The organism is Shewanella sp. SR44-4, assembly GCF_014163715.1.
In the GTDB taxonomy this organism is placed as follows: Bacteria; Pseudomonadota; Gammaproteobacteria; order Enterobacterales; family Shewanellaceae; genus Shewanella.
Genome location: NZ_JACJDU010000001.1, coordinates 60,511 through 85,253 on the forward strand (window position 1 = coordinate 60,511; position 24,743 = coordinate 85,253).

A 24,743-nucleotide genomic window follows, 5' to 3' on the forward strand; every position below is an offset into this window, starting at 1 on the left:
AATCCTCCATTGCCTAGTAGGTTATAAACTCTTACGTTGGTTTGAGGGCGGGATCATCATTGCTTCACGGTATTTTGCTATCGTACGACGAGCAACGTTTATGCCCTGTTCTGCCAGAAGCTGAGCCATTTTACTGTCACTCAGTGGTTTTTTCTGGTTTTCTGCGGCAACCAGCTTTTTGATAAAAGCACGAATGGCCGTTGATGAGCATTCCCCGCCATCGTCAGTACTGACATGGCTAGAGAAGAAGTATTTTAGTTCAAATAAGCCACGAGGGGTGTGCATATATTTTTGTGTGGTGACTCGTGAAATGGTCGATTCATGCATTTCTACGGCTTCAGCGATATCATTGAGCACCATAGGCTTCATGGCTTCTTCGCCATATTCAAAAAAGCCTTGCTGAAATTGCACAATGCAATTTGCCACTTTAAGTAAAGTATCATTACGGCTTTCAATACTTTTAATAAACCATTTAGCCTCTTGCAGATGGCCTCGAATAAATTGACTATCCGACGGGTTTTTACTGCCTCTAGCCATGGCTGCATATTGCTGATTAACACCAATTTTAGGCATGTTGTCTGGGTTTAACTCTACTACCCAACGGCCATTTTTCTTTAATACTGTGACATCGGGAATCACGTATTCATCATCCATGGGGGTAATTAATAAGCCCGGACGAGGATTGAGTGTCTGGATTAGAGTGATTGCGTCACGTAACTCATTTTCTTTTAGTTTTGTTTTACGCATCAATAATCTGAAATCACGGCCAGCAATTAACTCTAAATAGCCTTTAATTAACAAACGGGCATTATCGATATGGGGTGTGTCGTTAGAGTATTGCGCTAATTGAATAAATAGGCATTCGCTTAAATCACGTGCTGCAACACCCACAGGATCAAAGTGTTGAACGCGTTTTAATACCGCCTCAACCTCATCGAGTTCCACATTTTCATCACCCATGGCTTCGAGAATATCTTCGGTACTTTGGGTTAGATAACCGCGTTCATCAATGGCATCAATAATGGCGGTGGCAATGGCGAGATCGGTGTCTGAAAATGGAGTGAGATTTTTTTGCCATTCTAAGTGTTCGTACAGACCTTCGGTGGTTTCACCTTGAAAGGGCATGTCGTCATCGCGCATGCTTGCACTGCCTGAACCTGACATAGGTGAGGCTGTGTATACTTCATCCCATGTGGTATCCATGGCTAAATCATCCATGGTTTCTTTGGTCATGGATTCTGTTATGTCGACGGTGGAAGTGTCTTTTTCGACATTAACAATACTGTTGTCACTAAAGTCTGTATCCGCTTGGTCGCGGTTTTCTTTTAAGGAGTCTTTTGCTTCAGAAAACTCATCTTCTATTTCAAGCAATGGATTTGAATCTAATGCTTGTTGGATTTCCTGCTGTAGCTCCAATGACGATAATTGCAGTAAGCGAATGGCTTGCTGCAATTGTGGGGTCATGGTTAAGTGTTGACCCATTTTAAGTTGGAGTGACGCTTTCATTTACCGCTTATCCCTAGATGATTTTCCATAAAAATGACAATCTCGAACTATAATGGATTGCCATAAACATCAATGACATTTAACGTTGTTTAGGTATCGTTCAATGAAATGAGTTAGCTAGACTAAAAGGCCAGTAAAGTAACTATAGCTTGAATTGTTCACCTAAGTACACAGCTCGAACTTGTTGATTACTTAATATCTCATCAGGTGTGCCTTCGGCAATTAAATTACCCTGGCTGACGATATAGGCTCGCTCACAAACGTCTAGCGTTTCACGTACGTTATGGTCGGTAATTAATACCCCTAAACCGCGATTTTTAAGTTGTTGGATGATTTTTTTAATGTCGATGACCGAAATAGGATCAACACCAGCAAAGGGCTCATCAAGCAAAATAAATTTTGGATTAGCAGCTAAAGCGCGCGCAATTTCAACTCGACGACGTTCACCACCCGATAACGACATACCTTGGCTGTCGCGTATGTGAGTAATGTGGAACTCTTCGAGTAGGTGCTCAAGCTGTTCAATACGTTGGTCTGTGCTGAGCTCTTTGCGAGTTTGCAGTACGGCCATTATGTTGTCGTAAACGGTGAGCTTGCGGAAAATACTGGCTTCTTGTGGTAAGTAACCTATACCTTTGCGGGCGCGCAAATGCATTGGATCGGCAGTAAGGTCGTCATCGTCAATCAATATTCGGCCTTTATCGCTTTTTACTAAGCCGACAACCATATAAAAGGTGGTGGTTTTACCTGCACCATTAGGGCCTAAAAGACCGACAATTTGGCCGGTTTTAACCGTTAAGCTCACATCTTTAACAACTTGACGAGCTTTATAGCTTTTAGCTAGATTTTCAGCGGTTAAGGTAATTTGGGTCATGGTTTGATCTGCTTGTTAACAGGAATTTCAGGGAGTTTTTGCTTTGGCGCTGACTCGTCTTGGAAATTCTCTGGTTGAATGATGGTGATTACCCGATCTTGTCCTGTACCAGTACTTTCGGCAATCAGCTCTTGAGCACTGATGTTGTACTTGATTTTATTACCGGTAACCTGGCTACCAGATTGATCCAATTTGGCGTTGCCAGTCAATGTGAGTGTAGTAGTGGCAAGGTCATAGCTAATTTCGTTAGCACTTGCGGTACCAATTTTACCGTCATCTAATTCTTGTGAAAATGTAGCTGGGGTGCCAGTAGCAATTAATCTCTTGCTGGTGGTGTTTTCAGGGGTAAACGCCCGTAACTGATCTGCATTGATATTAATCGTGCCTTGGACAATCGTTACCGGACCATTAAAAACAATTTGATTATTCTTAATGTCGGCAGACTGACTGACTGAAGCGATTTTCAATTCTTGTTTCAGATCCCCTTGTTTCGCTATGGCAGGCAAACTCAATATACAAAGTATGCTACTTAATAACATAACATTGGCGCGAGTGTGGAGACGATTAATGTGGCTCATATGTTCCTTCTACCTGGCTTAGTAGCGATAATTTTTGCGAATTCAAGTCAGCATGTAGGCCTAAACCTTGAATAATAAACCCTTTACCTTTGATGTACACCATCTCTTGTGAGGATCCTATCATAGTGGTTAAATCCACCGAAATAGCTTGGGTACTCAGTGACTGCAGGGGTTCTTCTATATCAATGGCATCAATAATAACATTATTTTCTAATGTGACTTTGCTGGTATTTTTATTCAATTGCCCACGGTCTGCACTTAATTGCCATTGTGCTTTACCGTTTTCAGGGTAAATGAGGTAAATAGGTTTGGTAAAGTGAGTGATGTCACTTGAGGCGTAATGCTCCATGTGTTCGGCGCTGACTCGACTTTCGACGAAACCTAGTTGGTTGAATTCTGTAGTGCGTAGGTTATCTGCAACAAAATCTGGGCGCTCAATACCGCGTATTTGTACCGCATCCATTTCACTGCGTTTTACTTGTGCTTGCCAGTACAATATAAAAGCAAGCCCAAAAAAAGCAATAATACCTAGCGTGACTCTACTCATATACTCATACCATGAGCACTGGCAAATTTATCTTGGCTTAATAGTAATAAATCGGTGAGTTCACGCAGTGCGCCGTGGCCACCATTGAGGGTGGTTGTCATATGGCACTGTTGTTTGACAAACGGATGACCATCACCGACACAAACGGCTAGTCCTACGGCTTTCATTACAGGTAGGTCTACCATGTCATCGCCAATGTAAGCCACTTCATCAGCAGTCACATTATAGAGCGACAATAATTGCTCAAAAGGCTCAAATTTATTATCAATACCTTGATAAATATGTGTTACACCTAATGCCGTCATGCGGTTTTCAACAATCTTGGATTTACGTCCTGTTATCACGGCAACATGGATACCACTGGTAAGCAAAGAACGCACACCATAACCGTCACGAGTATGGAACGCTTTGAGTTCTTCACCTGCATTACTGAGGTAAATACGTCCATCTGAAAATACTCCATCGACATCACAGATTAACAGTTTGATTTTTTGAGCTCGTTGCCAAATATCATTGCTGACAGGGCCGTAAAATCCTTGGTGAAACGAGGTTGATTCTGACATGATTAAATGACTCCAGCTTTAACCATATCGAGCATGTTTAATGCTCCGATCGGTTGATGTTTTTCATTAACGACAATCAGTCCGTTGATGCTCTTTTCATCCATGATTTGCAGTGCTTGTGCGGCTAAAATCCCCGCAGGGCAGGTAACACAATTTTCGGTCATAACCTGGGCAATAGGAGTGATTCGAAGATTCACGTCTGCATCGATAACCCGGCGTAAATCACCATCGGTAAAAATGCCCACAAGTTTATTGGCATGGTCGACTACTGCCGTCATGCCAAGGCCCTTTTTAGATATTTCATAAAGTGCCTCAGTAATACAAATATCATCATTGACGATCGGTAAATCATCGTCTTTATGCATGACATCGTCGACTTTTAGAAGTAATTTTCTTCCAAGAGAGCCACCAGGGTGTGATAAGGCAAAGTCATCACGAGTAAAACCTTTTGCTTGTAATAAAGCAATGGCTAATGCATCGCCCATAGCAAGTGTTGCAGTGGTGCTGGAAGTGGGTGCTAATCCTAATGGACATGCTTCTTCTTGCACTTGAATGCATAAATGGATTTTGGATAAACGCGCCATATTGGAGTCTGGTTTACCGGTCACCGCAATCACTGGTACACCCATACGTTGGATAACAGGCATTAATGTCAGTATTTCGCTTGATTCACCAGAGTTGGAAATGGCGAGTACAATGTCATTTTTGGCTAATGCGCCCAAATCACCATGACTGGCTTCACCAGGGTGAACAAAAAATGCCGGTGTGCCGGTACTGGCAAAGGTCGCGGATATTTTGTTACCAATATGACCTGATTTGCCCATCCCCATGACAATCACTTTACCTTTACACTGCATGATCAATTGACATGCTTGGTCAAACTCAACCGAGTCTACATATTGATATAAATTATCTAAGGCAGCTTTTTCTATATCAATGACTTTACGACCCCATTGACGAAATTGAGTGTGATTTACCATACGACTCTCTCTGTTAGCTTAATACTTTACCTTCATGCTCCAATCTAATGCGACTGAAAGACAACAATTTGGTACGCAATAAAGGTGATTAATAATAGTGCGCCATGCCAGCGAGTAAGTTGTTGCTTAGCGCCACTGGATAATACTAAAACGGCTAATGCTGCACTGGTGCCTAATACCATATAGAAGTCTCTTCCACTGGCTGAAGCATCTATTTCACCAGGGGAGATCAATCCTGGTAGTGCCAGTACCGCAAGAATGTTAAATAAGTTAGACCCAACAATGTTACCAATGACAAGGTCGTGTTCTTTTTTTAATACTCCAGCAATACAGGCCGCTAATTCTGGTAGGCTGGTTCCTACTGCGATAATGGTTAAGCCAATCACAAGATCTGACAACCCATAAAACGTTGCAATACCTACAGCGCCATCGACCATCCAACTTGCTGATAGGGGGAGCAATATAATACCGACGACCAGCCAAATGATAGCATGAAAGGTTGGCACATTTTTAGGGATCTCAGATTCAAGTTTATCATCTAAGCTGTCTGGGGTTTTGTCATGAGTAGCTTGCCAAATGAAATATCCCATCAACAACAAAAGTAATGCAATAAGCATGATACCTTCTGTTTGTGTCAACACATTATCATGCAAGGTGTAACCGGCAAATACCGTAGCAGCAAGCATGATAGGTATTTCGCGTTTTAAGGTCTTCGAATCTAAGCTAATGGCACCTAGTAAGGCTGTTAATCCTAAAATTAAGGTAATGTTAGCAATGTTTGAGCCCAATACGTTACCAATGGCGGTATCACGCATGCCATCCATTGATGCGGTGGCCGCAACAAACATTTCAGGTGCAGAGCTACCCATAGCAACAATGGTGAGTCCAATTAACATCGGAGGTAAGCCTAAGTTGCGGGCAAATGCCGCCGCCCCATAGACAAATCTATCCGCACTCCAAACTAAAACAGCAAGGCCAACAACTAACATTAGGATATTAACTAGCATGTGATTCCGATAGTAGTATTTAATTAACGACTATTTTCGCTGGATTTCTATCAAATTGAAAGCATTGCACAGTAATTGCTCTGGTAATGAAGCGTGTTGATATGGATATAGTTGTCGCTTAATCGACAATTACAGTACAATTTACTCTTCAACTTAAAGCAAGGAAGGCTGTTATCTCCTCAACGCCAATGTCTGATATGAGCAAATCAAGTAATAAACCTTTGGTCGAAGTTAACCATTTAGCATTTAGCCATGGTTCACACGTGATTTATGAAGATATTTCTTTATCGATTCTCAAAGGTAAAGTAACCGCTATCATGGGGCCCAGCGGTATCGGTAAAACCACCCTATTGAAATTGATTGGCGGACAGTTAACCCCCAACAGTGGGCAAGTTTTATTCGATGGCCATGATATACATAAGCTTAAACGCAAAGATCTGTTTGAATTGCGTAAGCGCATGAGTATGCTATTTCAAAGTGGTGCAATGTTTACTGACCTTAATGTTTTCGATAATGTCGCGTTTGCATTAAGAGAGCATTCTGGATTACCTGAAGAGATTATCCGCTCCATTGTATTGATGAAACTTCAAGCTGTCGGACTTCGCGGTGCCGCGTATATGATGCCTAATGAGTTATCTGGTGGTATGCAGCGTCGAGCCGCATTGGCGCGAGCGATTGCACTTGAACCTGAGATGGTGCTGTACGATGAGCCCTTTGCCGGACAAGATCCTATTTCAATGGGCATGCTAGTAAAACTTATTCGTGAGTTGTCGGATTCATTAAAACTCACTTCAGTAGTGGTTTCTCATGATGTAGATGAAGTATTAGGTATTGCAGATTATGTCTATGTGATAGCCGATAAAAAAGTCATTGCACATGGAACACCAGAGCAATTACGTCAATCTGACAATCCACAATTGGTCCAGTTTATCAAAGGTGCGCCAGATGGCCCTGTGCCATTCCATTATCCTGCAGAGGATTATCAAGAGGAGCTACTTCGTGGGCGTAATTGATTATATTGCCGACACCGGCAAATATGCACTGAGATTGGTGCAGGGTTATGGTCGAGCGGGCATCATGTTATGGCGCGCAATTGCGCATTTTCCTAACATCAAAAAAGGCACCCCATTACTGATTAAGCAAGTTTATGTGCTTGGTGTTCGTTCAATGGTCATCATTTTAGTGTCCGGTTTGTTTATTGGCATGGTATTGGCTCTGCAGGGATATAATATTTTAGTTGGGTTTGGCACTGAAGAAAGCTTAGGCCCAATGGTAGCGTTAAGCTTATTACGCGAACTTGGGCCTGTCGTTGCTGCATTATTATTTGCCGGACGAGCAGGTTCTGCGTTAACCGCCGAAATAGGCTTAATGAAATCGACAGAGCAATTGTCGAGTTTAGAGATGATGGCGATAGACCCATTAAGGCAAATCATCGCACCGCGTTTTTGGGCGGGTGTCATTAGCATGCCATTACTGGCGTTAATGTTTAGTCTTGTGGGTATTTTAGGTGGGCACTTAGTCGGTGTTGAATGGAAGGGCATTGATAGTGGTGCGTTTTGGTCTATTCTTCAAGCATCGGTTGAGTGGCGACAAGATATTGTTAACTGTTTGATAAAAAGTGCTATTTTTGGTGTGGTGGTGACATGGATAGCCTTGTACCGAGGTTATGAAGTTCAACCCAATCCAGAAGGCATCAGTCGTGCGACAACCTCAACGGTTGTGCAGGCAAGCTTAGCTGTTTTAGCGCTGGACTTTTTGCTTACGGCAATCATGTTTGGAAATTAAGATTTTTTCATTGTTTAGATTAATTTAAGTGGTTTAATAGTATGTTGACACGGAAAATAGAGTTATTAGTAGGTGTATTTTTATTGTCAGGTTTGTTGGCATTTTGCGTATTAGTATTCAACGTTGCTAATGTGAAAGTAAAATCCAATGCCCAGACTTATACCTTGGTGGCTGAGTTTAATAATATCGGTGGCCTAAAAGTACGTTCGCCGGTAAAAGTTGGCGGAGTCGTTGTCGGACGCGTGACTGATGTTACCCTTGATAGCCATAAATTAGTGCCTGTTGTGACGTTAACAATGGATAAGCGCTTTGATAAATTCCCCGAAACCAGCAGTTTGGCCATTTTGACTTCAGGGTTACTTGGGGAGCAGTTTATTGGTCTAACACCTGGATTTATGGACGATGATATTTCGATGCTTGCCGATGGCGATAAAGTACATGACACTCGTGGTGCATTGATTTTAGAAGATTTAATTGGTCAGCTGTTATACAGCATGTCATCTAAAGATAAATAGGATCCCTATTATGAAAACGTTTTTTAGTCGTGTTATAGCTTTATGCCTAGTGGGCAGCGCTGTTATCAGCCAAGGTGCTACGGCTGCTAATGATGAGGTGAATACTAGTGATCCTTATGAGATGATCAAACAAGTAGCCAATATGACCTTTGATCGGTTTAAATCAGATAAAGAATTAATTAATGCCGATTTAAGTCATTTAAAAGTGATTGTACGTGAAGAGCTTATGCCTTACGTCGATTATAAATACGCTGCGTATAAAGTCATGGGGCAGTATTTAAGTGATACCACCGTAGATCAACGTAATCGTTTTGTTGAGGCTTTCGAAGGCTATTTAGTCGCAACTTATGCTCAAGCATTAACAGAATATACCGACCAAAAAGTGGCCTTTGATCCGCCGAGTGATTTTAGCGACGAAAAAATAGTTGAAGTGAACGTGCAGATTATCGAAAAAGGTCGTCCACCGATTAAAATTCAATTTAAAGCGCGTCGTCTGAAAGACAACACTTGGAAAGCATTTGATTTAGTGGCGGAAGGGGTGAGTTTACTCGCCTCTAAACAGTCTGAAATTTCAAATTTAATCCGTCAGCAAGGTATTGAAGCGGTGATTACAATGTTGAATGATAAAACCCAACAGAATATTGATCGCCAACCAGCAAAAGAAGCAGCCGCTGCGTGATTACCTTTAATCAACAAGAGCAACGTTGCATTGTCAGCGGTCGGTTAACACAAGATGATGTAAAACAATTGTGGCCTAAACGCCATGAATTGTTTACTGCATCTACTCAAGTGGTAGACTTATCAGCATTGGAATACGTCGACAGTGCAGGTGTTGCATTGTTATTAGCGTTTATCAAACTACATGCTTCAAGTAGCCAAGAAACAAGTGTGTCACGTCAATTGGTTAATCCAAGTGATCAGCTCAAGAAAATGATTGAGCTTTATGATTTAGACGCTTTTTTCAGCCAAATATAGTCTCAAATAGTAAAGGTAATTGATTTCATGGAATGCAAGGTTATTGAACAGATTTTAACAGAGGCGTTGTCGCTAACAGAAGCACATGTGACCTCTGATGGCAGCCATTACAAAGTGGTCGCCGTGGGTGAATGCTTCGAAGGCATGAGTCGTGTAAAACAGCAGCAGGCGATTTATACTCCTTTAGCTGAGCAAATTGCCAGTGGTGAATTGCACGCGTTAACGATTAAAACTTTTACGCCTACCCAGTGGAAGCGTGAAAAACTTTTCAATATGTAACAACTGAGACTCACAGTGGATAAATTAACTATTAAAGCCAGCAAACCTTTAGCTGGCGAAGTCGTGATCTCTGGTGCAAAAAACGCAGCATTGCCAATTTTAATGGCTGGCGTATTAGCTGAAACAGATTTTATTGTCTCAAATGTGCCTAACTTACGTGACGTGATCACCAGCTGTGAACTACTACGCTGTTTAGGTGCAGAGGTTGAAGACTTAGGCGGTAGCCGCATTCGTATTTCAACCACCAATTTAAATGAATACTGCGCCCCTTATGATTTAGTCAAAACAATGCGCGCTTCTATTCTTATTTTAGGTCCATTGCTTGCCCGTTATGGTACTGCAGATGTTTCTTTGCCTGGCGGTTGTGCTATTGGCGCACGTCCGGTGAATCTGCATTTACATGGTTTAGAGTTAATGGGAGCTAAGATTGAAGTCAAAGAAGGCTACATCAAAGCGCGCGTAGATGGCCGTTTAAAAGGCGCACATATCTTTATGGATATGGTCAGTGTCGGCGCAACTGAAAACTTGCTTATGGCCGCTGCGTTAGCGGATGGCACCACAGTGATTGAAAATGCTGCCCGTGAGCCTGAAGTCACTGATTTAGCACATTGCTTAATTGCTATGGGTGCAAAGATTACTGGTGTAGGCACTGCGACCTTAAAGATTGAAGGGGTTGAGCGTTTATCGGGTTGCGAATATCGTGTTATGCCTGATCGCATCGAGACCGGTTCCTTCCTGGTTGCCGCAGCTGTAACACGTGGCAAAATTCGCTGTGTATCTGCAGACCCTAGTGCATTAGAAGCGGTATTATCAAAGCTTGAAGATGCCGGTGCTGAGATCACGACCGGCGAGGACTGGATTGAGCTTGATATGAAAGGCCAACGTCCAAAATCAGTCAATATTAAAACTGCACCTTATCCTGCGTTTCCAACCGATATGCAAGCGCAATTTTGTGTGTTGAATGCTCTTGCTGAAGGCACTGGCCGTGTTACAGAGACGATTTTCGAGAATCGTTTTATGCATGTACCAGAGCTGAGCCGCATGGGTGCTAATCTAGAGCTTGAAGGCAACACTTGCATTATTCATGGTATTGAACGGTTAAATGGCGCCCAAGTTATGGCGACAGATTTACGTGCATCTGCCAGCTTAGTCATTGCAGGCTTAATGGCTGAAGGAACGACAACAGTAGATCGTATCTACCATTTAGATCGTGGTTACGAGCACATTGAAGCTAAGTTCCAAGGCTTGGGTGCTGAAGTCGTCCGGGTTAAATAACTGGTGTGAAATAGCTGGTGTGAAATAGATCAAGTGCAGTCGTCATAAACATTACTGCTGACGCATAAAAAAAACCATTCATTTGAATGGTTTTTTTGTCGAAATACATTGTGAATATTTGCGTCTGCTACTCTGCTGCAGTGATCTTTTCTGAAATAATCACCGGTAGTGTTTGCTTTTTACCTTCACGAATAATGGTCATGTTGACTTTAGTACCCGGGGTAGTTTCTGCAATTCTGTCCATTAACATTTCAACACCTGGAACATCTTCGTCATTATATTGAGTAATAACATCTCTAGGAGATAAACGTGCACGTGCTGCTGGTCCGCCAGGATCAATACCTGTAACCAACACACCTTTTAAATCAGGTAAGTTGAGTATCTGGGCCATTACGGGATTAAGTGGTTCACCAGAAATGCCTAATGCACCGCGGATAACTCGACCATGCTTAATCAATTTGTCCATGATACTGTGAGCTAACTTTATCGGAATCGCGAAACTAATCCCATTACCCCCATTATCACCACCCACTTGGAATGCGGCAGTATTGATACCAATTAATTCACCACTGGTGTCGATTAATGCTCCACCAGAATTGCCAGCATTAATGGCGGCATCAGTTTGTAGGAAGTCTAAGTAACCTGAACTTAAGCCGTTACGTCCTGTTGCACTAATAATCCCTTGGGTAATGGTTTGGCCAATATTATAAGGATTGCCAATGGCCAATACCACATCGCCTACTTGGGCGAGCTTATTAAGATTAATCGGTACGATAGGTAAAGTGTCACCTTCAATTTTGAGTACTGCTAAATCAGTTTCGGGATCAGAACCAACCACTTCGGCGGTAAATTTACGCCCATCTTGCAGCGCAATCACAATCTCATCGGCTTTTTTTATCACATGGTAATTGGTTAATACGTAACCTTCTTTACTCATTATTACTCCAGAGCCGAGACCTTGAAGTGAACTTGAATTGAGTGGGTTATGTTGATCAATACTAAGGCTATAAATATTAGCAACGGCAGGGGCTGCACGGCGGACCGCTTTAGCAAAAGATAATTCTGAGCCATTATTGCTGACATTCGTTAAGCTATGGTTGAGCGAGGAGTTTTGGAGCAAGGAGGTTATGGCTAAAAAAACTGCTGCCATGATCAGACCAAATACCACAGCTTTAGTTATATAGATGCAAGTGTCTTTTAGGTTCATGGCATGAATAATTGTTAAAAAAAATGGCTGTTATATTAACATAGCTCAAAAAATTAAGCATCGACCAAACGGTTGTCGATGCTTAATTCCTTAACTGAAGTCACACTCAATAAACTCATGGTTGTTATCGAGTGCGATTCTAGTGGTTTGACAATATTAACGTAAAACTAGGTAGAGCAAGTTGTTGTCACGTAATATTTTTAGCGCTACAGAGCTTTGATTGTCTTTCAACATTTCTTTTAATGTTTTAAGACTGGTCACTTTGTTGCGGTTAAGTCCCACAATTAAGTCTCCTTTTTGCAAACCGCTCATTGCAGCTGGTGAGCCTTGAGCAATCTCAGTGATCTGGATGCCTTTCTTGCTGTCTTCTAACGTTGCGCCTTGTAACATAGGGTGGACGTTACCCGCTTCAGCTTCGACTTTATCCGCTTCGCCTAAGGTCGCTTTGATGGTCTTTTTATCACCGTCACGAATAATCCCAAACTCTACTTCAGCACCAGCGCCCATAGTGGCAACTTTTGCGCGCAGTTCTTGGAAAGTCTTAATGCTGCGGCCATTCAGGCTGGTAATAATGTCACCCGCTTTTAGTCCGGCTTTGTCAGCTGAACTTTTTGGCATAACTTCATTCACAAAGCCACCATGCTGAGTGTCTAAACCAAAGGCTTTAGCAAGTTCATTGTCAAGGTCTCGTCCTGATACTCCCAGTACGCCACGTCTTACTTCACCGTGTTCAATAATTTGATCAACAAGGTTATTAACCATATTGGCAGGAATCGCGAAACCAATACCGACGTTACCACCATTAGGGGCCACGATTGCGGTGTTAATTCCGATGAGTTCACCTTTTAAGTTAACTAATGCGCCGCCCGAGTTACCACTATTTATAGCGGCATCGGTTTGGATAAAGTTTTCTAGCATTTCAATGCCTAAACCACTGCGGCCTAGCGCGCTGACTATCCCTGACGTGACGGTTTGTCCAAGACCAAATGGGTTACCAATGGCCACAGCAAAATCACCGACGCGAATTTCGTCAGAATCAGTTTGTTTAATAGCAATTAAGTTTTTTGCTTCAATTTGAAGCAGGGCAATGTCTGATTCTTTATCTGCACCGATTAGCTTAGCTGTAACTTCACGACCGTCGTGTAAGCCGATTTGAATGTCGTCAGCGCCATTGATGACATGGTTATTGGTTATGATGTAGCCTTTGTCGGCATCAATAATAACCCCTGAACCTAAACCTCTAAAAGGACGTTCCTGAACTTGTTCTTGTGGTGCATTTGGACCGAAGAAGTAACGAAACACATCTGGTACGCGTTGCTTGGAAACTTGGGTACCCGATACTGCTACCGACACAACAGCTGGCGTTGTCCGTTCTAACATTGGCGCTAAGCTAGGAATGGCTTGCCCGTCGACAGCTTGTGGAATGGCAGCAAATGATAGCGTGGGTGTCATGGCTAACGATGCAGTTAATAACGCGGCAGAAAGTAAGCTTAATTTGGTTTTCATCTATGGATAGCTCCTGTATGCATTCAAGCTTGATAACATAAAATATGTGGCTTGATGGCATGATTTCAAAGTTAAATATCGTTAATCATTTTTGTTAGTGTGTAGTCGTGAGCTTGTTTAATGATGTTCTACAATGGCGAGCAAGTCAGCACAACGATAAGCAAACAATTAACAAATTTACGTTAATCAATCAGAGTAACGATCATCGTGTTAGTTCCATTTTTATTAACAAAGGTTAATTTGATCCGTTGAAGCCATTACTCGTATTTATTATTTAATGTTATTATTCGCAGCAATTATTTGATGCAAGAGAGTCGTAATCGTGTCGCAGTTAACCCCTTGGCAGCATTATCAGCAAGACCTTACCCGAGATGATTTTTCACATGATGCCGCACAAGAACAAGCGGTTAAGTCACTACAGCGAGTCTATGATGAATTGATTGTCGCTGCTAAACCGGCATCTGGCGTCAGTAAATTGTTTAGCGCAATAGGGATTAAGTCTACACCTCCACCAGTAAAAGGTTTGTATCTTTGGGGTGGGGTTGGCCGGGGTAAAACCTATCTAATGGACACCTTTTTTGATGCCTTGCCTACAGAGCTAAAATTACGCGCTCATTTCCATCGATTCATGCATCAAATTCATCATGACTTAGGTGAACTAAAAGGCGTACAAGATCCTCTGCTTACTATCGCTAAAAAGATGGCGTCACAATATCAAATCATCTGTTTCGATGAATTCTTTGTGTCAGATATCACCGATGCCATGCTGTTAGGGACGTTATTTCAAGCATTATTTAAAGAAGGGGTTGCACTCGTGGCCACCTCAAACATCATTCCTGATGAATTATATAAAAATGGCTTACAACGGGTGCGTTTTTTACCTGCCATTGCCTTGATTAATCAGCACTGTGAAATCTTAAATGTCGATTCTGGAATTGATTACCGTTTGCGAACTTTAGAGCAGGCGGAGATTTATCATTATCCCCTCGATGAACAAGCTGACATCAATCTAATACATTATTTTGACCAACTGGCACCGGAATCTGAAAAGCTTACCACTTCTATAGAAGTTGATGGGCGTGCAATTCGTATTCGTCAACAGTCACAAGGAGTACTATTAATAAACTTCCGTGATTTATGTGATGGGCCTCGCTCGCAACGTGACTACATGGAAATGGCTTGCCTCTATCATACCGTGCTGGTGAGTGGTTTAGAGCAAATGGGATCGCAGCAAACGGGTGATGATATTGCCAGACGCTTCTTAGCCATGGTCGATGAATTCTACGAAAGAAATGTCAAATTGATTATTTCAGCCCAAGTCGAATTGGAACATATTTATACCGATGGCCAGCTAAATTTTGAGTTCAGACGCTGTCGTTCAAGGCTGATTGAAATGCAATCAAGAGAGTATCTGGCGCTGGAACATTTACCTTAAGCCTGCAAACGGTACTTTTTGAAAACTCGGGCATATTTTGTTCAGCACTCATTGAGTAGTTTATTTGAAATATTATCAGAAAGCAGGTGATCTTTGCTGTGGCTTTGCGTATAATCTGCGACCTGCCCGCGTTAATCCGCCAATTTGGGCGGAAGTTGTAAGCCAATATTCATGTTCGAAGGGGCAAGAATCGGTAATTTTGTGTTGATTGCAACCTGCAGTCAGCATGTGAGACAGAAAATTAACTTTGGGTTTTTGTAATAATGAAGACTTTTACTGCTACACCAGAAACTGTAACTCGTGACTGGTTTGTTGTTGACGCTGAAGGCAAAACTTTAGGCCGTATCGCAACTGAAATCGCAACTCGCTTACGTGGCAAGCATAAGCCAGAATACACTCCACACGTTGACACTGGTGATTATATCATCGTTATCAATGCTGAAAAAGTGACTGTAACTGGTAATAAAGCTGCTGGTAAGATTTACTACTCTCATTCAGGCTTCATTGGTGGCATTAAGCAAATCAGCTTTGAGAAGCTTCAAGCTCATAAGCCTGAAATGATCATCGAGAAAGCAGTTAAGGGTATGTTACCAAAAGGTCCTTTGGGCCGTGCCATGTTCCGTAAGCTTAAAGTTTACGCTGGCACAGAACATAACCACGCTGCACAACAACCACAAGTTCTTGATATCTAAACGGGAGGAGTAAGCAAATGTCTGCAACTCAGTACTACGGCACTGGCCGTCGCAAAACATCTACAGCTCGCGTTTTCGCTAAAGCAGGTAGTGGCAATATCGTTGTAAACCAACGTCCTTTGGATGTATATTTTGGTCGTGAAACTGCTCGTATGGTTGTTCGTCAACCATTAGAATTAGTTGAAATGACTGATAAGTTAGACATCTATGTAACTGTAAAGGGCGGTGGTACTACTGGCCAAGCTGGTGCAATTCGTCACGGTATTACCCGTGCATTATTGCAACTAGATGAAGCTTTACGTCCTACTCTACGTAGCGCTGGTTTTGTTACCCGTGATGCACGTAAAGTTGAACGTAAGAAAGTTGGTCTACGTAAAGCACGTCGTAAGCCACAGTTCTCTAAGCGTTAATTCGTTTTTTGGATTCAAAAAACCCAGCATTTGCTGGGTTTTTTATTGTCTAAAATTTATCGTGTAAAATGTGCTGTGTGGGTTAATGATGTTGTATAGCATCAATGTGAATAGGCCAGAAACATCGGCTGAAAGGTACATAGCCTGAACTTGAGATAACAAACGCCTCGCAATCAGTCCTTTGTCTTGCTAACTGCGTTATTCTTTATACAAGCAGACTTACAATAGGCCAGCTATTGACGCGTCAATTTGCCTTGTTAGTAAAATAAATGACAAGTTTGATAGTGGCTAATGACTAAGCTTTAATTTTTATAATGATGTAACCTCATTTATATGCCGAGTTGAGGTTACATAATTAATGGAATTGGTATCCGTTAAAAAGAGGCTAAAACATGAATTTACCATTGTTAATGACCGCATTTGGCTTAGTTTTAATTATTGAAGGGCTTGGTCCGTTACTTTTTCCTAACAAGTGGCAAAAATATTTATTAGAGCTTTCTACACAAAAGCAAAATGTTCTCAGACGCTTAGGTGGATGTTTAGTTACTGCAGGAATTGTTTTATTGATCATTTTTCAATAAAACACTTGCCTATAACCCCCTAAAATCTGTTAAAATTCTATTTTATACCACAAGACGTTGCAGCTAATAATGGGCAAAAATGTAGTCGTACTCGGCACTCAATGGGGTGACGAAGGCAAAGGTAAGATTGTCGACCTTTTAACAGAACAGGCAAAATACGTAGTTCGTTACCAAGGCGGTCATAATGCCGGTCATACTTTGGTAATTGATGGTGAAAAAACCGTTCTTCATCTTATTCCGTCAGGCATTTTACGTGATAACGTAAAATGTATTATCGGTAATGGTGTGGTTGTTGCTCCTGATGCGTTGATGAAAGAAATCAACATGCTAAAAGGACGCGGCGTACCTGTCGAAGAGCGTTTATTAATTTCTGAAGCATGTCCGCTTATCCTTCCATTCCATTGTGCATTGGATGTTGCTCGCGAGAAAGCTCGCGGTAATAAAGCCATTGGTACAACTGGTCGTGGTATTGGTCCTGCATATGAAGACAAAGTTTCTCGTCGCGGTTTACGCATCGGTGATTTGTTTAATGCAGAACTTTTTGCGACTAAGTTACAAGAAGTGATGAAATATCATAACTTCATGCTAACTGAGTACTACAAAGTTGAAGCCGTTGATTACCAGCAAACACTTGATGATGCATTAGCGATTGCTGATTATCTAAAAAGCATGTGTACTGATGTTAGCGAAATGCTTGATGTTGCGCGTAAAGCGGGTGAGCCAATTCTTTTTGAAGGCGCTCAAGGCACATTATTGGATATCGACCACGGTACTTATCCATTTGTGACTTCATCAAACACGACAGCTGGTGGTGTTGCGACCGGTTCAGGTTTTGGTCCTCGTCATTTAGACTATGTTTTAGGCATCATGAAAGCTTATACGACTCGCGTCGGTGCTGGTCCTTTTCCAACAGAATTAGCCAATGAAATTGGTGATTATATTGGTGAGAAAGGCCAAGAGTTTGGTGCAACAACTGGTCGTAAGCGTCGTCCAGGTTGGTTAGATGCTGTGGCAATGCGCCGCGCAGTTCAAATCAACAGTGTTAGTGGTTTTTGTTTAACTAAATTAGACGTTTTAGACGGCCTAAAAGAAGTTAAAATTTGTGTTGGCTATCAATATGCTGATGGAACAGTTTCAAAGGTTACGCCTTTGGCTGCTGAAGGTTATGATTTAGTTACCCCAATATACGAAACCATGCCTGGTTGGAGTGAAACCACTTTTGGTGCCACAACAATCGAGCAATTGCCTCCAGCGGCAATAAATTATATCAAGCGTATCGAAGAGTTATTAGAAACGCCTATTGATATTATCTCTACGGGGCCGGACAGAAATGAAACCATGATTTTGGTGAGTCCGTTCAAGTAAACCAAAAAGGCCGCGATAAGCGGCCTTTTTAATGGATGCTATTAACGGTTGTAACAGTTTCTATTCAAGAAATACGCTATACTGCCGATGGATAAGTCATGAAAGTGCCATTGAGAATCCTTATGTTGCGTATCTGTTTATTGTTGTTGAGTGTGGTTTCGATCAATGTATTTGCGGTGACAGAAGCCGTCGATATCTATAGCGATCAACAATTGATTTCGCTCATCCGCTCAAATCAATATTTACAACGCGTAAAAGCAGACGACTGTCAGCTGGTTCAAGACATTGAAGCCCGTGCTGAAGTATTACAGCAACCCATGTACCAATTTTTATGGGCTGAAATGCTTAATAACGGTGTTTGTGTCAAGGCTCATCCTTCTCGCGGCATGGCGCTGCTGCAAACCTCTGCTGAGCAGGGTAGCGCTGAAGCGATGGTAAAATTGGCAGATTATTATTATCGCGGTAAACTAGTGGTTAAAGATCCCAATCGTGCAGTGCAATATGTATTGCCTGCGGCAGCTAATGGGGATTTAACCGCAAGAATGACACTGGTTCATTTATTTGGTGAAGGCTACGGAAGTCCTGCCGATTATGAACTGGGCTATCATTGGTTATATAACAGTATATTTGATGACGACGCCCAACAGAAAAAGGCCTCGTCTTTACTGCAGATGCTCGCTGCAAAAATGCCCGCCAGTATTGTGGCCAGGGCACAGCAGCCTCAGCTGTACACACGTTAAAGGCTCCAAAATATGGAGCGAATTATTTGGAAATTGAATGATCAACGATCCTCATTTTGAGAGAGAACAAGACAAGTACGACAATCCTATTCCTAGCCGTGAGTATATTTTAGAATACTTGCGCGCCCAAAAGTCTCCTGTTTCCCGCGATAAAATAGCTGAAGCATTATCCATTACAGATGAAGTGCCATTAGAAGCCCTCCGCCGTCGTTTACGTGCAATGGAGCGTGATGGCCAGCTAGTCTTTACCCGCGGACAAAGCTATGGCTTACCTGAACGGATGGATTTATTGTCTGGTACCGTTTTAGGCCATCGCGATGGATTCGGCTTTTTTAAGCCAGATGAAGGCGGTGACGATTTATTTATTAATAATCGCGATATGCTGATGTATTTCCATGGCGATAAAGTGCTTGCTCAAAAAGCAGGTACTGATCGTCGTGGTCGTCGCGAAGCACGAATTGTGCGCTTAGTTCATGAGCGAACAGCTGCATTAGTTGGCCGTTATCACGTCGACGGCGGCATGGGTTTTGTTATTGCTGATGACAGACGCATCACCCAAGAAATATTAATTGCCAGCGAAGATACACTAGGCGCGCGCGCCGGTGATGTTGTCGTGGTTGAGTTAACCCGTCGCCCTGGTCGTTTTGTTAAAGCGGCAGCGAAAGTGACCGAAGTCTTGGGTAAGACAATGGCACCGGGTATGGAAATTGAAATTGCGTTACGTAATTATGATTTACCACATACTTGGTCAGCGATTATTGAGAAAAAACTCAAACGTATTCCTGACGAAGTCACCGAAGAAGATAAATTAGGTCGCGTCGATTTACGTCATTTACCGTTAGTCACTATTGATGGCGAAGATGCCCGTGATTTTGATGACGCGGTGTATGCTGAAGCAAAACCAAGTGGTGGCTGGCGTTTATGGGTAGCAATTGCTGATGTGAGTCATTATGTACGCACTGATTCAGCATTAGATACTGAAGCGCGCTCACGTGGTAACTCGGTATATTTCCCATCGCAAGTTATCCCAATGTTGCCTGAGAAAATATCTAATGGCTTGTGTTCATTAAAGCCAAAAGTCGACCGTTTATGTATGGTTGCTGAAATGACCATTTCTGCAGCGGGTAAGTTATCGGGTACTAAGTTTTATCCCGCGGTAATGCACTCTCATGCACGTTTTACCTACACCCAAGTTGCCGACATGCTAGAAGGTGGTGCAATTGCCCCTGAGCATGAAGCATTATTCCCGCATTTATTGTGTTTGCAGTCGTTATATATGATCTTAGATGAGCGCCGTGCAGAGCGTGGGGCGATTGCTTTTGAAACGCTAGAAACGCAATTCATTTTTAATGAACAACGTAAAATTGATAAAATTGTCCCTAGAGGTCGCAATCAAGCGCATAAAATCATTGAAGAATGTATGATTTTAGCCAACGTGGCGTCGGCGAAATTTGTTAAAAAGCACAAAGGTGAAGTGCTATATCGTGTTCACGAAGCACCATCAGAGCAAAAACTGGCTAATTTTAAAGAGTTTCTTGCTGAGCGTGGTTTAAGCATGGATGGCGGATTAGAGCCGACCCCGACTGACTATCAAAATCTGATGTTAAAAATTGCTGACCGTCCTGACTTTGAGTTAATTCAGGTGATGTTATTGCGCTCAATGCGCCAGGCCGTTTACAGCCCAGACAACGAAGGTCACTTTGGTTTGGCATTAGAAGCTTATTCGCATTTTACGTCGCCAATTCGTCGTTATCCTGACTTAGTTTTGCATCGAGTGATTAAATATTTACTCGCAAAAGAGCAGGACAATGTTAACGATAAATGGACTCAAGATGGTGGTTATCTCTACCAGATTGAAGAGTTAGATGCATTAGGTGAAGAATGTTCCACCACTGAGCGTCGTGCAGATGAAGCAACTCGTGATGTGAGTGATTGGCTTAAATGTGAATATATGCAAGATCACGTCGGCGACACTTTCGATGCGGTTATTGCCTCAGTCACTAGCTTTGGGTTATTTGTCAGATTAAACGAATTATTTATTGATGGGCTGGTACATATTTCAAGTCTTGCCAGTGACTATTATCAATTTGATCCAATGCGCCAACGGTTAATTGGTGAAAATTCTCGCCAAGTATATCAAGTAGGCGATCCTGTGACGGTTAAAGTTGCGGCGGTGAATCTTGATGATCGTCAAATTGATTTATTGATGGTGGGTGACAACACTAAAGGTGCGGGTAAAACAGCGCGTAAAGGCAGTAAGCCAACAACAGCGCGCCAACGAGTGAATGCTGAAGGCGCTAAGTCAGCACGAGGTAAGTCATCTGCAAAGTCTGATAAACCTAAATCAGATAAGCCTAAGTCTGATAAATCAAAGTCTGACAAACCAAAGTCTGATAAGCCTAAAGCCAGCAAGCGTCGTTCAAGCGGAAAAGCTTCATCTCCAGCAGCAAAACCAGCGGCGGTGAAAAAATCTTCTGCAGTTGCACAAAAAACGGATGCAGCAAAACCAGATTCTAGCGTTAAGAAAAACCCTGCCAAGCGCAGCAAGAGAAAGTAATTAAATGAAAAAACAAGATACCATTTTTGGCATTCACGCCGTTCAAGCTTTGTTAGATAACAGCCCTGAACGTGTCATTGAACTTTGGCTACTACAAGGCCGTGATGACGAACGCTTAACCCCGTTAATTAATCTAGCGTCAACCTTTGGTACAACACTACAACGTGCAGCACGTAAAGTGTTAGATGATAAAGCGGGTAGCTCACAACACCAAGGTATTGTGGCTCGCGTTAAGGCTGTTAAGCCGTTGACTGAAAAAGATTTAGATGAGTTACTTGATAAAACTGCAGTGCCTTTCTTATTAATTTTAGACGGTGTAACTGATCCACATAACCTTGGCGCATGTTTACGTAATGCTGATGCTGCTGGGGTACATGCGGTTATCGTACCAAAAGATAACTCAGTAGGGTTAACCTCAACCGTAAGCAAAGTTGCTTGTGGCGCAGCAGAAACCATACCGTTATTTCAAGTGACTAACCTTGCTCGTACTATGCGTCACTTGCAAGATAAAGGTGTTTGGATTGTAGGTACTGCAGGCGAAGCCGAAGGTAATGTATACCAAGCAGACCTCAAAGGGCCGCTAGCGATTGCTATGGGCGCGGAAGATAAAGGTTTACGTCGTTTATCACGCGAAGGTTGTGATTCACTTGTATCGATTCCAATGTCTGGAAGCGTGTCGAGTCTCAACGTGTCTGTTGCCACTGGTGTTTGCTTATTTGAAGCGGTTAGACAGCGTTTAGGTTAATCACCTATCCATTAGCGTTGTTGCTAGCGAAAATAGCAAAGAATGCGATCAAAAAACGGCGATATTAATCGCCGTTTTTTATTATCTCGAGCTCAGGATATTGAGTGTTTTACATACTGCTTTAACGTTTTTATTAATTCAAAACGGCTAATGCGCTCAGTTTAAACAAGTGCACTTTAAATAAATACACTTTATATATGCAATTTATGACATCAATTAACGTCTACCGATCTCATTATCGACATCTTCGTCATCCAATTCCTCATGCCCCAAACTATCATCGTTTACTACGCTAGCATAAGCAGTATTATAACCGGCTTGCTCATCGGCATCTTCAAGCTCATCGTCGGTTGAATCTGGCACGCTATCAAATGCATCCTCGGCAGGATTGATCATTTGCTCGTTGACCATTTCTATATCCACACGTGGATCGAATGATGCTGCCAACGGCGAGCTGACTAAATCACCACCTGCCATTATGTAATCTCCAGTGGCAGTTTGTTCGGCTTTTTGGCGTAAATTAATCCACAGTAGTCTTACTAATAAGGTAAACGAACAGATTGCCATAAACCCATACAGCATTTGGTCACCTAAGACCTGCATTAAACCAGAAGCAACTAAGGGGCCAATACTTGCTCCGATACCGAAGGTCACTAATATAGTGGCAGACAGTCCAACTCGTTCGTGTTGGTCTACGCGTGAGTTTGCTAAGGCAGTTGCTAATGGGTATAAGGTGAACGCTAAAATACCAAATAAACCGGTTAATATTAATGAATACACTGAATGGAATGGAACGACCGTAATAATTAATACGATAACCCCCAATAACGTACAGTTAATGCGAATTAATAAGCTACGAGAAATAATGTCAGATAATTTACCCATTGGCCATTGGGCTAACAACCCGGCAAAAATGGTACAAGACATGTAGAGTGCAACATGTTCAGGATCAATACCTTTGGCAGTCGCATAAGATGGCGCTAAACCATAAAAACAACCTACAATCATGCTTCCTAACGCTATTGTCGTTAAGGCTTGAGGGGCTCGTTTCCAATACAGACCCATTTGTAATGGTGCCGGCGTTAACGGTTCTGGGTGAATTCTTCGAGTGATTGAAATAGGCACAATGCATAATGCAAAACATATGGCGATTAACAGCAGTGGTTCTATGCCCAAATCAGGATATAAGCTAATGGCTCCCTGGCCAGCCATTAACCCTAAATAAGATACAATCATGTAACTGGCAAATACGGTGCCGCGTTGATTATTTTCGGCCTGTTCATTGAGCCAGCTTTCTAACACCATATATTGGCACATCATTCCCATACCAACGGCAAGGCGCAATACTAACCATATGGTTAAGTTGTCGATGAGAGCATGACCCAGTGCTGATGCGGTGACGATTCCAGCACAGGCAACAAAAGCACGAATATGGCCAACTTGAGCGATAAGTTTATGGCCAACTTTGGAACCGCACACAAGACCAATATAGTAGGCAGACATCATGCCACCAATCCATATTTGTGGCACTTGCATGGTGGTCAGGCTTAAGCCCAGGTAGGTTGTCAGTAGACCTGCAGCAAGTACCATTAAAAAAGTGGTGCTATATAAGGATGCAAAACTGCGAAGCGGGCTGTCCATAACTGCGCCTTTATTGGTTCAGTAAGGCTACGTTAGCCCTACTGATTGATTGTCTTGTTACGCTTCATTTACGATCAATAATTATTGAAACGTGTACAACAAGTTGAATGTGGTGACTGTATCGGTGTTTTTACTTTCATCAGGCACCACTTCAGTGTACTTGATGTTCATACCGATTTTAAATGCCCAATCTTGAATAAATGTATTTTTATAACTCATATCAAGGGTTAACGTGTTGTTGTCTAAACCTGTTTCGGCTGTTACGTCGGCGTTGAAGCTAGTATATTCTTGCAATTTTACCGTATATTTAGCCGCTGAACGTAATATTACATCACGATTTTCATCAGGGTTTGGTTCAGCAATACTGGCTTGCGGTTGGTCGTAACGATAACCAGGGCCGGCTTCAAGGCTCAATTTGGTTTTATAGTTTTTAATTAAGTCAAAACCGTAACCAGTAGAAATAGTAGAAATACGGGTATAAGAACCAAACTCGTTCCAGGTAAATTCGCCACGACCAAATACATAACCACGCTCTAATTTATAGTTAGACTGTAAAAACAATTCGTACTTTTCCGCAGTAGACTCATTTCCATCAGAGGCATAATAAGCCTTTAATGTCGCTTCTTGTTTGGTGCTCGGCGAGTCGTAAGTTAAATAAGTACGGCCGTTAAAGTTTTTAGTTTCGTTGTTACCACTGTTTAGCTGTAAACCAGCTTCAACTTCAGCATTAAAATTACTAGGCGGTTCTTGATAATCTGGTGGTACTAACGCCCATGCCGGAGCAGACAATAAAAAGAGGCAGCATGTTGTGACTATGTTTTTCATGGTTATCATTAGACTGTTTTATTCTTGACGGCGTAAACGCGGTATTTTGGACTGTCGCCATCATACCTGTATTCAAGATTGCTGAAAAGAGTGAGTTAGTGCTTGAGTTTATAGCGCACTTTATGTATCATCGCGCGCTCAAATCAGTCACTTTA

Annotated in this window: 26 protein-coding genes; 15 read left to right on the forward strand and 11 right to left on the reverse strand. The window is 42.2% G+C overall.

Annotated features, from left to right (window positions below):
• Positions 1 to 21: 21 nt before the first annotated feature.
• The 7 genes from H5125_RS00240 to H5125_RS00270 all read right to left on the reverse strand — a co-directional run bounded on the left by H5125_RS00240 (position 22) and on the right by H5125_RS00270 (position 6,055).
• Positions 22 to 1,506: an RNA polymerase factor sigma-54 gene (locus tag H5125_RS00240; protein ID WP_182743136.1), complete on the reverse strand. Its 1,485-nt coding sequence runs from the start codon at positions 1,504 to 1,506 to the stop codon at positions 22 to 24.
• Positions 1,507 to 1,648: 142 nt separating this feature from the next.
• A complete protein-coding gene (gene lptB / locus H5125_RS00245) occupies positions 1,649 to 2,380 on the reverse strand; it encodes an LPS export ABC transporter ATP-binding protein (RefSeq protein ID WP_011638813.1) in 732 nt (243 codons plus the stop codon).
• Entirely contained in the window at positions 2,377 to 2,958 is a 582-nt protein-coding gene (gene lptA, locus H5125_RS00250; RefSeq protein WP_101085184.1) for a lipopolysaccharide transport periplasmic protein LptA, read from the reverse strand. Before lptA ends, lptB begins: the two co-directional genes overlap by 4 nt.
• Complete coding sequence (lptC, locus tag H5125_RS00255; RefSeq protein WP_182743137.1) at positions 2,945 to 3,505, reverse strand: LPS export ABC transporter periplasmic protein LptC; 561 nt, start codon at positions 3,503 to 3,505, stop codon at positions 2,945 to 2,947. Before lptC ends, lptA begins: the two co-directional genes overlap by 14 nt.
• Positions 3,502 to 4,068, reverse strand: coding sequence for a 3-deoxy-manno-octulosonate-8-phosphatase KdsC (gene kdsC / locus H5125_RS00260; RefSeq protein WP_162023893.1), 567 nt, complete (start codon positions 4,066 to 4,068; stop codon positions 3,502 to 3,504). Before kdsC ends, lptC begins: the two co-directional genes overlap by 4 nt.
• A gap of 2 nt (positions 4,069 to 4,070) precedes the next feature.
• Positions 4,071 to 5,048 carry a KpsF/GutQ family sugar-phosphate isomerase gene (locus H5125_RS00265; RefSeq protein ID WP_101085187.1) on the reverse strand — a complete coding sequence of 326 codons (978 nt, stop codon included), beginning with the start codon at positions 5,046 to 5,048 and terminating at the stop codon, positions 4,071 to 4,073.
• A 44-nt stretch (positions 5,049 to 5,092) separates the two neighbouring features.
• On the reverse strand, positions 5,093 to 6,055 hold the full coding sequence (locus H5125_RS00270; RefSeq protein ID WP_182743139.1) for a calcium/sodium antiporter: 963 nt from the start codon (positions 6,053 to 6,055) through the stop codon (positions 5,093 to 5,095).
• Positions 6,056 to 6,243: 188 nt separating this feature from the next.
• On the opposite strand from H5125_RS00270, the gene H5125_RS00275 reads away from it, so the two are divergent.
• The 7 genes from H5125_RS00275 to murA are packed head-to-tail and all read left to right on the forward strand — an operon-like array spanning position 6,244 to position 10,884.
• Entirely contained in the window at positions 6,244 to 7,068 is an 825-nt protein-coding gene (locus H5125_RS00275; RefSeq protein ID WP_101085189.1) for an ATP-binding cassette domain-containing protein, read from the forward strand.
• On the forward strand, positions 7,001 to 7,840 hold the full coding sequence (gene mlaE / locus H5125_RS00280; protein WP_194956033.1) for a lipid asymmetry maintenance ABC transporter permease subunit MlaE: 840 nt from the start codon (positions 7,001 to 7,003) through the stop codon (positions 7,838 to 7,840). Before H5125_RS00275 ends, mlaE begins: the two co-directional genes overlap by 68 nt.
• 41 nt (positions 7,841 to 7,881) lie before the next feature.
• The gene (gene mlaD, locus H5125_RS00285; RefSeq protein ID WP_101085191.1) at positions 7,882 to 8,355 is read left to right on the forward strand and encodes an outer membrane lipid asymmetry maintenance protein MlaD; all 474 of its coding nucleotides are present in this window, start codon (positions 7,882 to 7,884) and stop codon (positions 8,353 to 8,355) included.
• A 10-nt stretch (positions 8,356 to 8,365) separates the two neighbouring features.
• Complete coding sequence (locus tag H5125_RS00290; protein WP_194956034.1) at positions 8,366 to 9,034, forward strand: phospholipid-binding protein MlaC; 669 nt, start codon at positions 8,366 to 8,368, stop codon at positions 9,032 to 9,034.
• Complete coding sequence (locus H5125_RS00295) at positions 9,031 to 9,330, forward strand: lipid asymmetry maintenance protein MlaB (protein WP_101085192.1); 300 nt, start codon at positions 9,031 to 9,033, stop codon at positions 9,328 to 9,330. Before H5125_RS00290 ends, H5125_RS00295 begins: the two co-directional genes overlap by 4 nt.
• A gap of 27 nt (positions 9,331 to 9,357) precedes the next feature.
• Positions 9,358 to 9,609 carry a BolA family protein gene (locus H5125_RS00300; protein ID WP_011638802.1) on the forward strand — a complete coding sequence of 84 codons (252 nt, stop codon included), beginning with the start codon at positions 9,358 to 9,360 and terminating at the stop codon, positions 9,607 to 9,609.
• A gap of 15 nt (positions 9,610 to 9,624) precedes the next feature.
• Positions 9,625 to 10,884, forward strand: coding sequence for a UDP-N-acetylglucosamine 1-carboxyvinyltransferase (murA, locus tag H5125_RS00305; protein ID WP_101085193.1), 1,260 nt, complete (start codon positions 9,625 to 9,627; stop codon positions 10,882 to 10,884).
• Positions 10,885 to 11,011: 127 nt separating this feature from the next.
• Here murA and degS read toward each other — a convergent pair whose 3' ends face one another.
• Positions 11,012 to 12,091 carry an outer membrane-stress sensor serine endopeptidase DegS gene (gene degS / locus H5125_RS00310; protein WP_182743140.1) on the reverse strand — a complete coding sequence of 360 codons (1,080 nt, stop codon included), beginning with the start codon at positions 12,089 to 12,091 and terminating at the stop codon, positions 11,012 to 11,014.
• A 156-nt stretch (positions 12,092 to 12,247) separates the two neighbouring features.
• Positions 12,248 to 13,597 carry a Do family serine endopeptidase DegQ gene (degQ, locus tag H5125_RS00315; protein WP_162023889.1) on the reverse strand — a complete coding sequence of 450 codons (1,350 nt, stop codon included), beginning with the start codon at positions 13,595 to 13,597 and terminating at the stop codon, positions 12,248 to 12,250.
• Positions 13,598 to 13,919: 322 nt separating this feature from the next.
• On the opposite strand from degQ, the gene zapE reads away from it, so the two are divergent.
• From zapE to rlmB, 8 genes are all read left to right on the forward strand, one after another.
• Complete coding sequence (zapE, locus tag H5125_RS00320; RefSeq protein ID WP_182743142.1) at positions 13,920 to 15,032, forward strand: cell division protein ZapE; 1,113 nt, start codon at positions 13,920 to 13,922, stop codon at positions 15,030 to 15,032.
• A 263-nt stretch (positions 15,033 to 15,295) separates the two neighbouring features.
• Entirely contained in the window at positions 15,296 to 15,724 is a 429-nt protein-coding gene (rplM, locus tag H5125_RS00325) for a 50S ribosomal protein L13 (protein WP_011638797.1), read from the forward strand.
• 17 nt (positions 15,725 to 15,741) lie between these two features.
• A complete protein-coding gene (gene rpsI / locus H5125_RS00330) occupies positions 15,742 to 16,134 on the forward strand; it encodes a 30S ribosomal protein S9 (RefSeq protein ID WP_011494965.1) in 393 nt (130 codons plus the stop codon).
• A gap of 392 nt (positions 16,135 to 16,526) precedes the next feature.
• Entirely contained in the window at positions 16,527 to 16,715 is a 189-nt protein-coding gene (locus H5125_RS00335; protein WP_011638796.1) for a DUF2065 domain-containing protein, read from the forward strand.
• Positions 16,716 to 16,784: 69 nt separating this feature from the next.
• A complete protein-coding gene (locus H5125_RS00340) occupies positions 16,785 to 18,080 on the forward strand; it encodes an adenylosuccinate synthase (protein WP_101085197.1) in 1,296 nt (431 codons plus the stop codon).
• A gap of 122 nt (positions 18,081 to 18,202) precedes the next feature.
• Complete coding sequence (locus H5125_RS00345) at positions 18,203 to 18,820, forward strand: tetratricopeptide repeat protein (RefSeq protein ID WP_392341439.1); 618 nt, start codon at positions 18,203 to 18,205, stop codon at positions 18,818 to 18,820.
• Positions 18,821 to 18,857: 37 nt separating this feature from the next.
• Entirely contained in the window at positions 18,858 to 21,377 is a 2,520-nt protein-coding gene (gene rnr / locus H5125_RS00350; RefSeq protein WP_182743143.1) for a ribonuclease R, read from the forward strand.
• 4 nt (positions 21,378 to 21,381) lie between these two features.
• Entirely contained in the window at positions 21,382 to 22,122 is a 741-nt protein-coding gene (gene rlmB, locus H5125_RS00355; protein WP_011638792.1) for a 23S rRNA (guanosine(2251)-2'-O)-methyltransferase RlmB, read from the forward strand.
• 216 nt (positions 22,123 to 22,338) lie between these two features.
• Here rlmB and H5125_RS00360 read toward each other — a convergent pair whose 3' ends face one another.
• Together H5125_RS00360 and H5125_RS00365 are read right to left on the reverse strand one after the other, a co-directional pair.
• Positions 22,339 to 23,763: an MFS transporter gene (locus H5125_RS00360; RefSeq protein ID WP_162023885.1), complete on the reverse strand. Its 1,425-nt coding sequence runs from the start codon at positions 23,761 to 23,763 to the stop codon at positions 22,339 to 22,341.
• Positions 23,764 to 23,844: 81 nt separating this feature from the next.
• Positions 23,845 to 24,597 carry a DUF481 domain-containing protein gene (locus tag H5125_RS00365; RefSeq protein WP_174839655.1) on the reverse strand — a complete coding sequence of 251 codons (753 nt, stop codon included), beginning with the start codon at positions 24,595 to 24,597 and terminating at the stop codon, positions 23,845 to 23,847.
• Between the last annotated feature and the right edge of the window lie 146 nt (positions 24,598 to 24,743).

Bases quoted from the DNA above. Each gene is read 5' to 3' on its own strand.
- H5125_RS00265 (WP_101085187.1), bottom strand. From the start codon at position 5,048: ATGGTAAATCACACTCAATTTCGTCAATGGGGTCGTAAAGTCATTGAT.
- rpsI (WP_011494965.1), top strand. From the start codon at position 15,742: ATGTCTGCAACTCAGTACTACGGCACTGGCCGTCGCAAAACATCTACA.
- H5125_RS00300 (WP_011638802.1), top strand. From the start codon at position 9,358: ATGGAATGCAAGGTTATTGAACAGATTTTAACAGAGGCGTTGTCGCTA.
- lptA (WP_101085184.1), bottom strand. From the start codon at position 2,958: ATGAGCCACATTAATCGTCTCCACACTCGCGCCAATGTTATGTTATTA.
- H5125_RS00365 (WP_174839655.1), bottom strand. From the start codon at position 24,597: ATGATAACCATGAAAAACATAGTCACAACATGCTGCCTCTTTTTATTG.
- rlmB (WP_011638792.1), top strand. From the start codon at position 21,382: ATGAAAAAACAAGATACCATTTTTGGCATTCACGCCGTTCAAGCTTTG.
- H5125_RS00270 (WP_182743139.1), bottom strand. From the start codon at position 6,055: ATGCTAGTTAATATCCTAATGTTAGTTGTTGGCCTTGCTGTTTTAGTT.
- lptC (WP_182743137.1), bottom strand. From the start codon at position 3,505: ATGAGTAGAGTCACGCTAGGTATTATTGCTTTTTTTGGGCTTGCTTTT.
- rplM (WP_011638797.1), top strand. From the start codon at position 15,296: ATGAAGACTTTTACTGCTACACCAGAAACTGTAACTCGTGACTGGTTT.
- rnr (WP_182743143.1), top strand. From the start codon at position 18,858: ATGATCAACGATCCTCATTTTGAGAGAGAACAAGACAAGTACGACAAT.
- mlaE (WP_194956033.1), top strand. From the start codon at position 7,001: ATGGCCCTGTGCCATTCCATTATCCTGCAGAGGATTATCAAGAGGAGC.
- H5125_RS00360 (WP_162023885.1), bottom strand. From the start codon at position 23,763: ATGGACAGCCCGCTTCGCAGTTTTGCATCCTTATATAGCACCACTTTT.
- kdsC (WP_162023893.1), bottom strand. From the start codon at position 4,068: ATGTCAGAATCAACCTCGTTTCACCAAGGATTTTACGGCCCTGTCAGC.
- mlaD (WP_101085191.1), top strand. From the start codon at position 7,882: ATGTTGACACGGAAAATAGAGTTATTAGTAGGTGTATTTTTATTGTCA.
- H5125_RS00340 (WP_101085197.1), top strand. From the start codon at position 16,785: ATGGGCAAAAATGTAGTCGTACTCGGCACTCAATGGGGTGACGAAGGC.
- H5125_RS00290 (WP_194956034.1), top strand. From the start codon at position 8,366: ATGAAAACGTTTTTTAGTCGTGTTATAGCTTTATGCCTAGTGGGCAGC.
- H5125_RS00240 (WP_182743136.1), bottom strand. From the start codon at position 1,506: ATGAAAGCGTCACTCCAACTTAAAATGGGTCAACACTTAACCATGACC.
- degQ (WP_162023889.1), bottom strand. From the start codon at position 13,597: ATGAAAACCAAATTAAGCTTACTTTCTGCCGCGTTATTAACTGCATCG.
- H5125_RS00335 (WP_011638796.1), top strand. From the start codon at position 16,527: ATGAATTTACCATTGTTAATGACCGCATTTGGCTTAGTTTTAATTATT.
- H5125_RS00345 (WP_392341439.1), top strand. From the start codon at position 18,203: ATGTTGCGTATCTGTTTATTGTTGTTGAGTGTGGTTTCGATCAATGTA.
- lptB (WP_011638813.1), bottom strand. From the start codon at position 2,380: ATGACCCAAATTACCTTAACCGCTGAAAATCTAGCTAAAAGCTATAAA.
- degS (WP_182743140.1), bottom strand. From the start codon at position 12,091: ATGAACCTAAAAGACACTTGCATCTATATAACTAAAGCTGTGGTATTT.
- H5125_RS00275 (WP_101085189.1), top strand. From the start codon at position 6,244: ATGTCTGATATGAGCAAATCAAGTAATAAACCTTTGGTCGAAGTTAAC.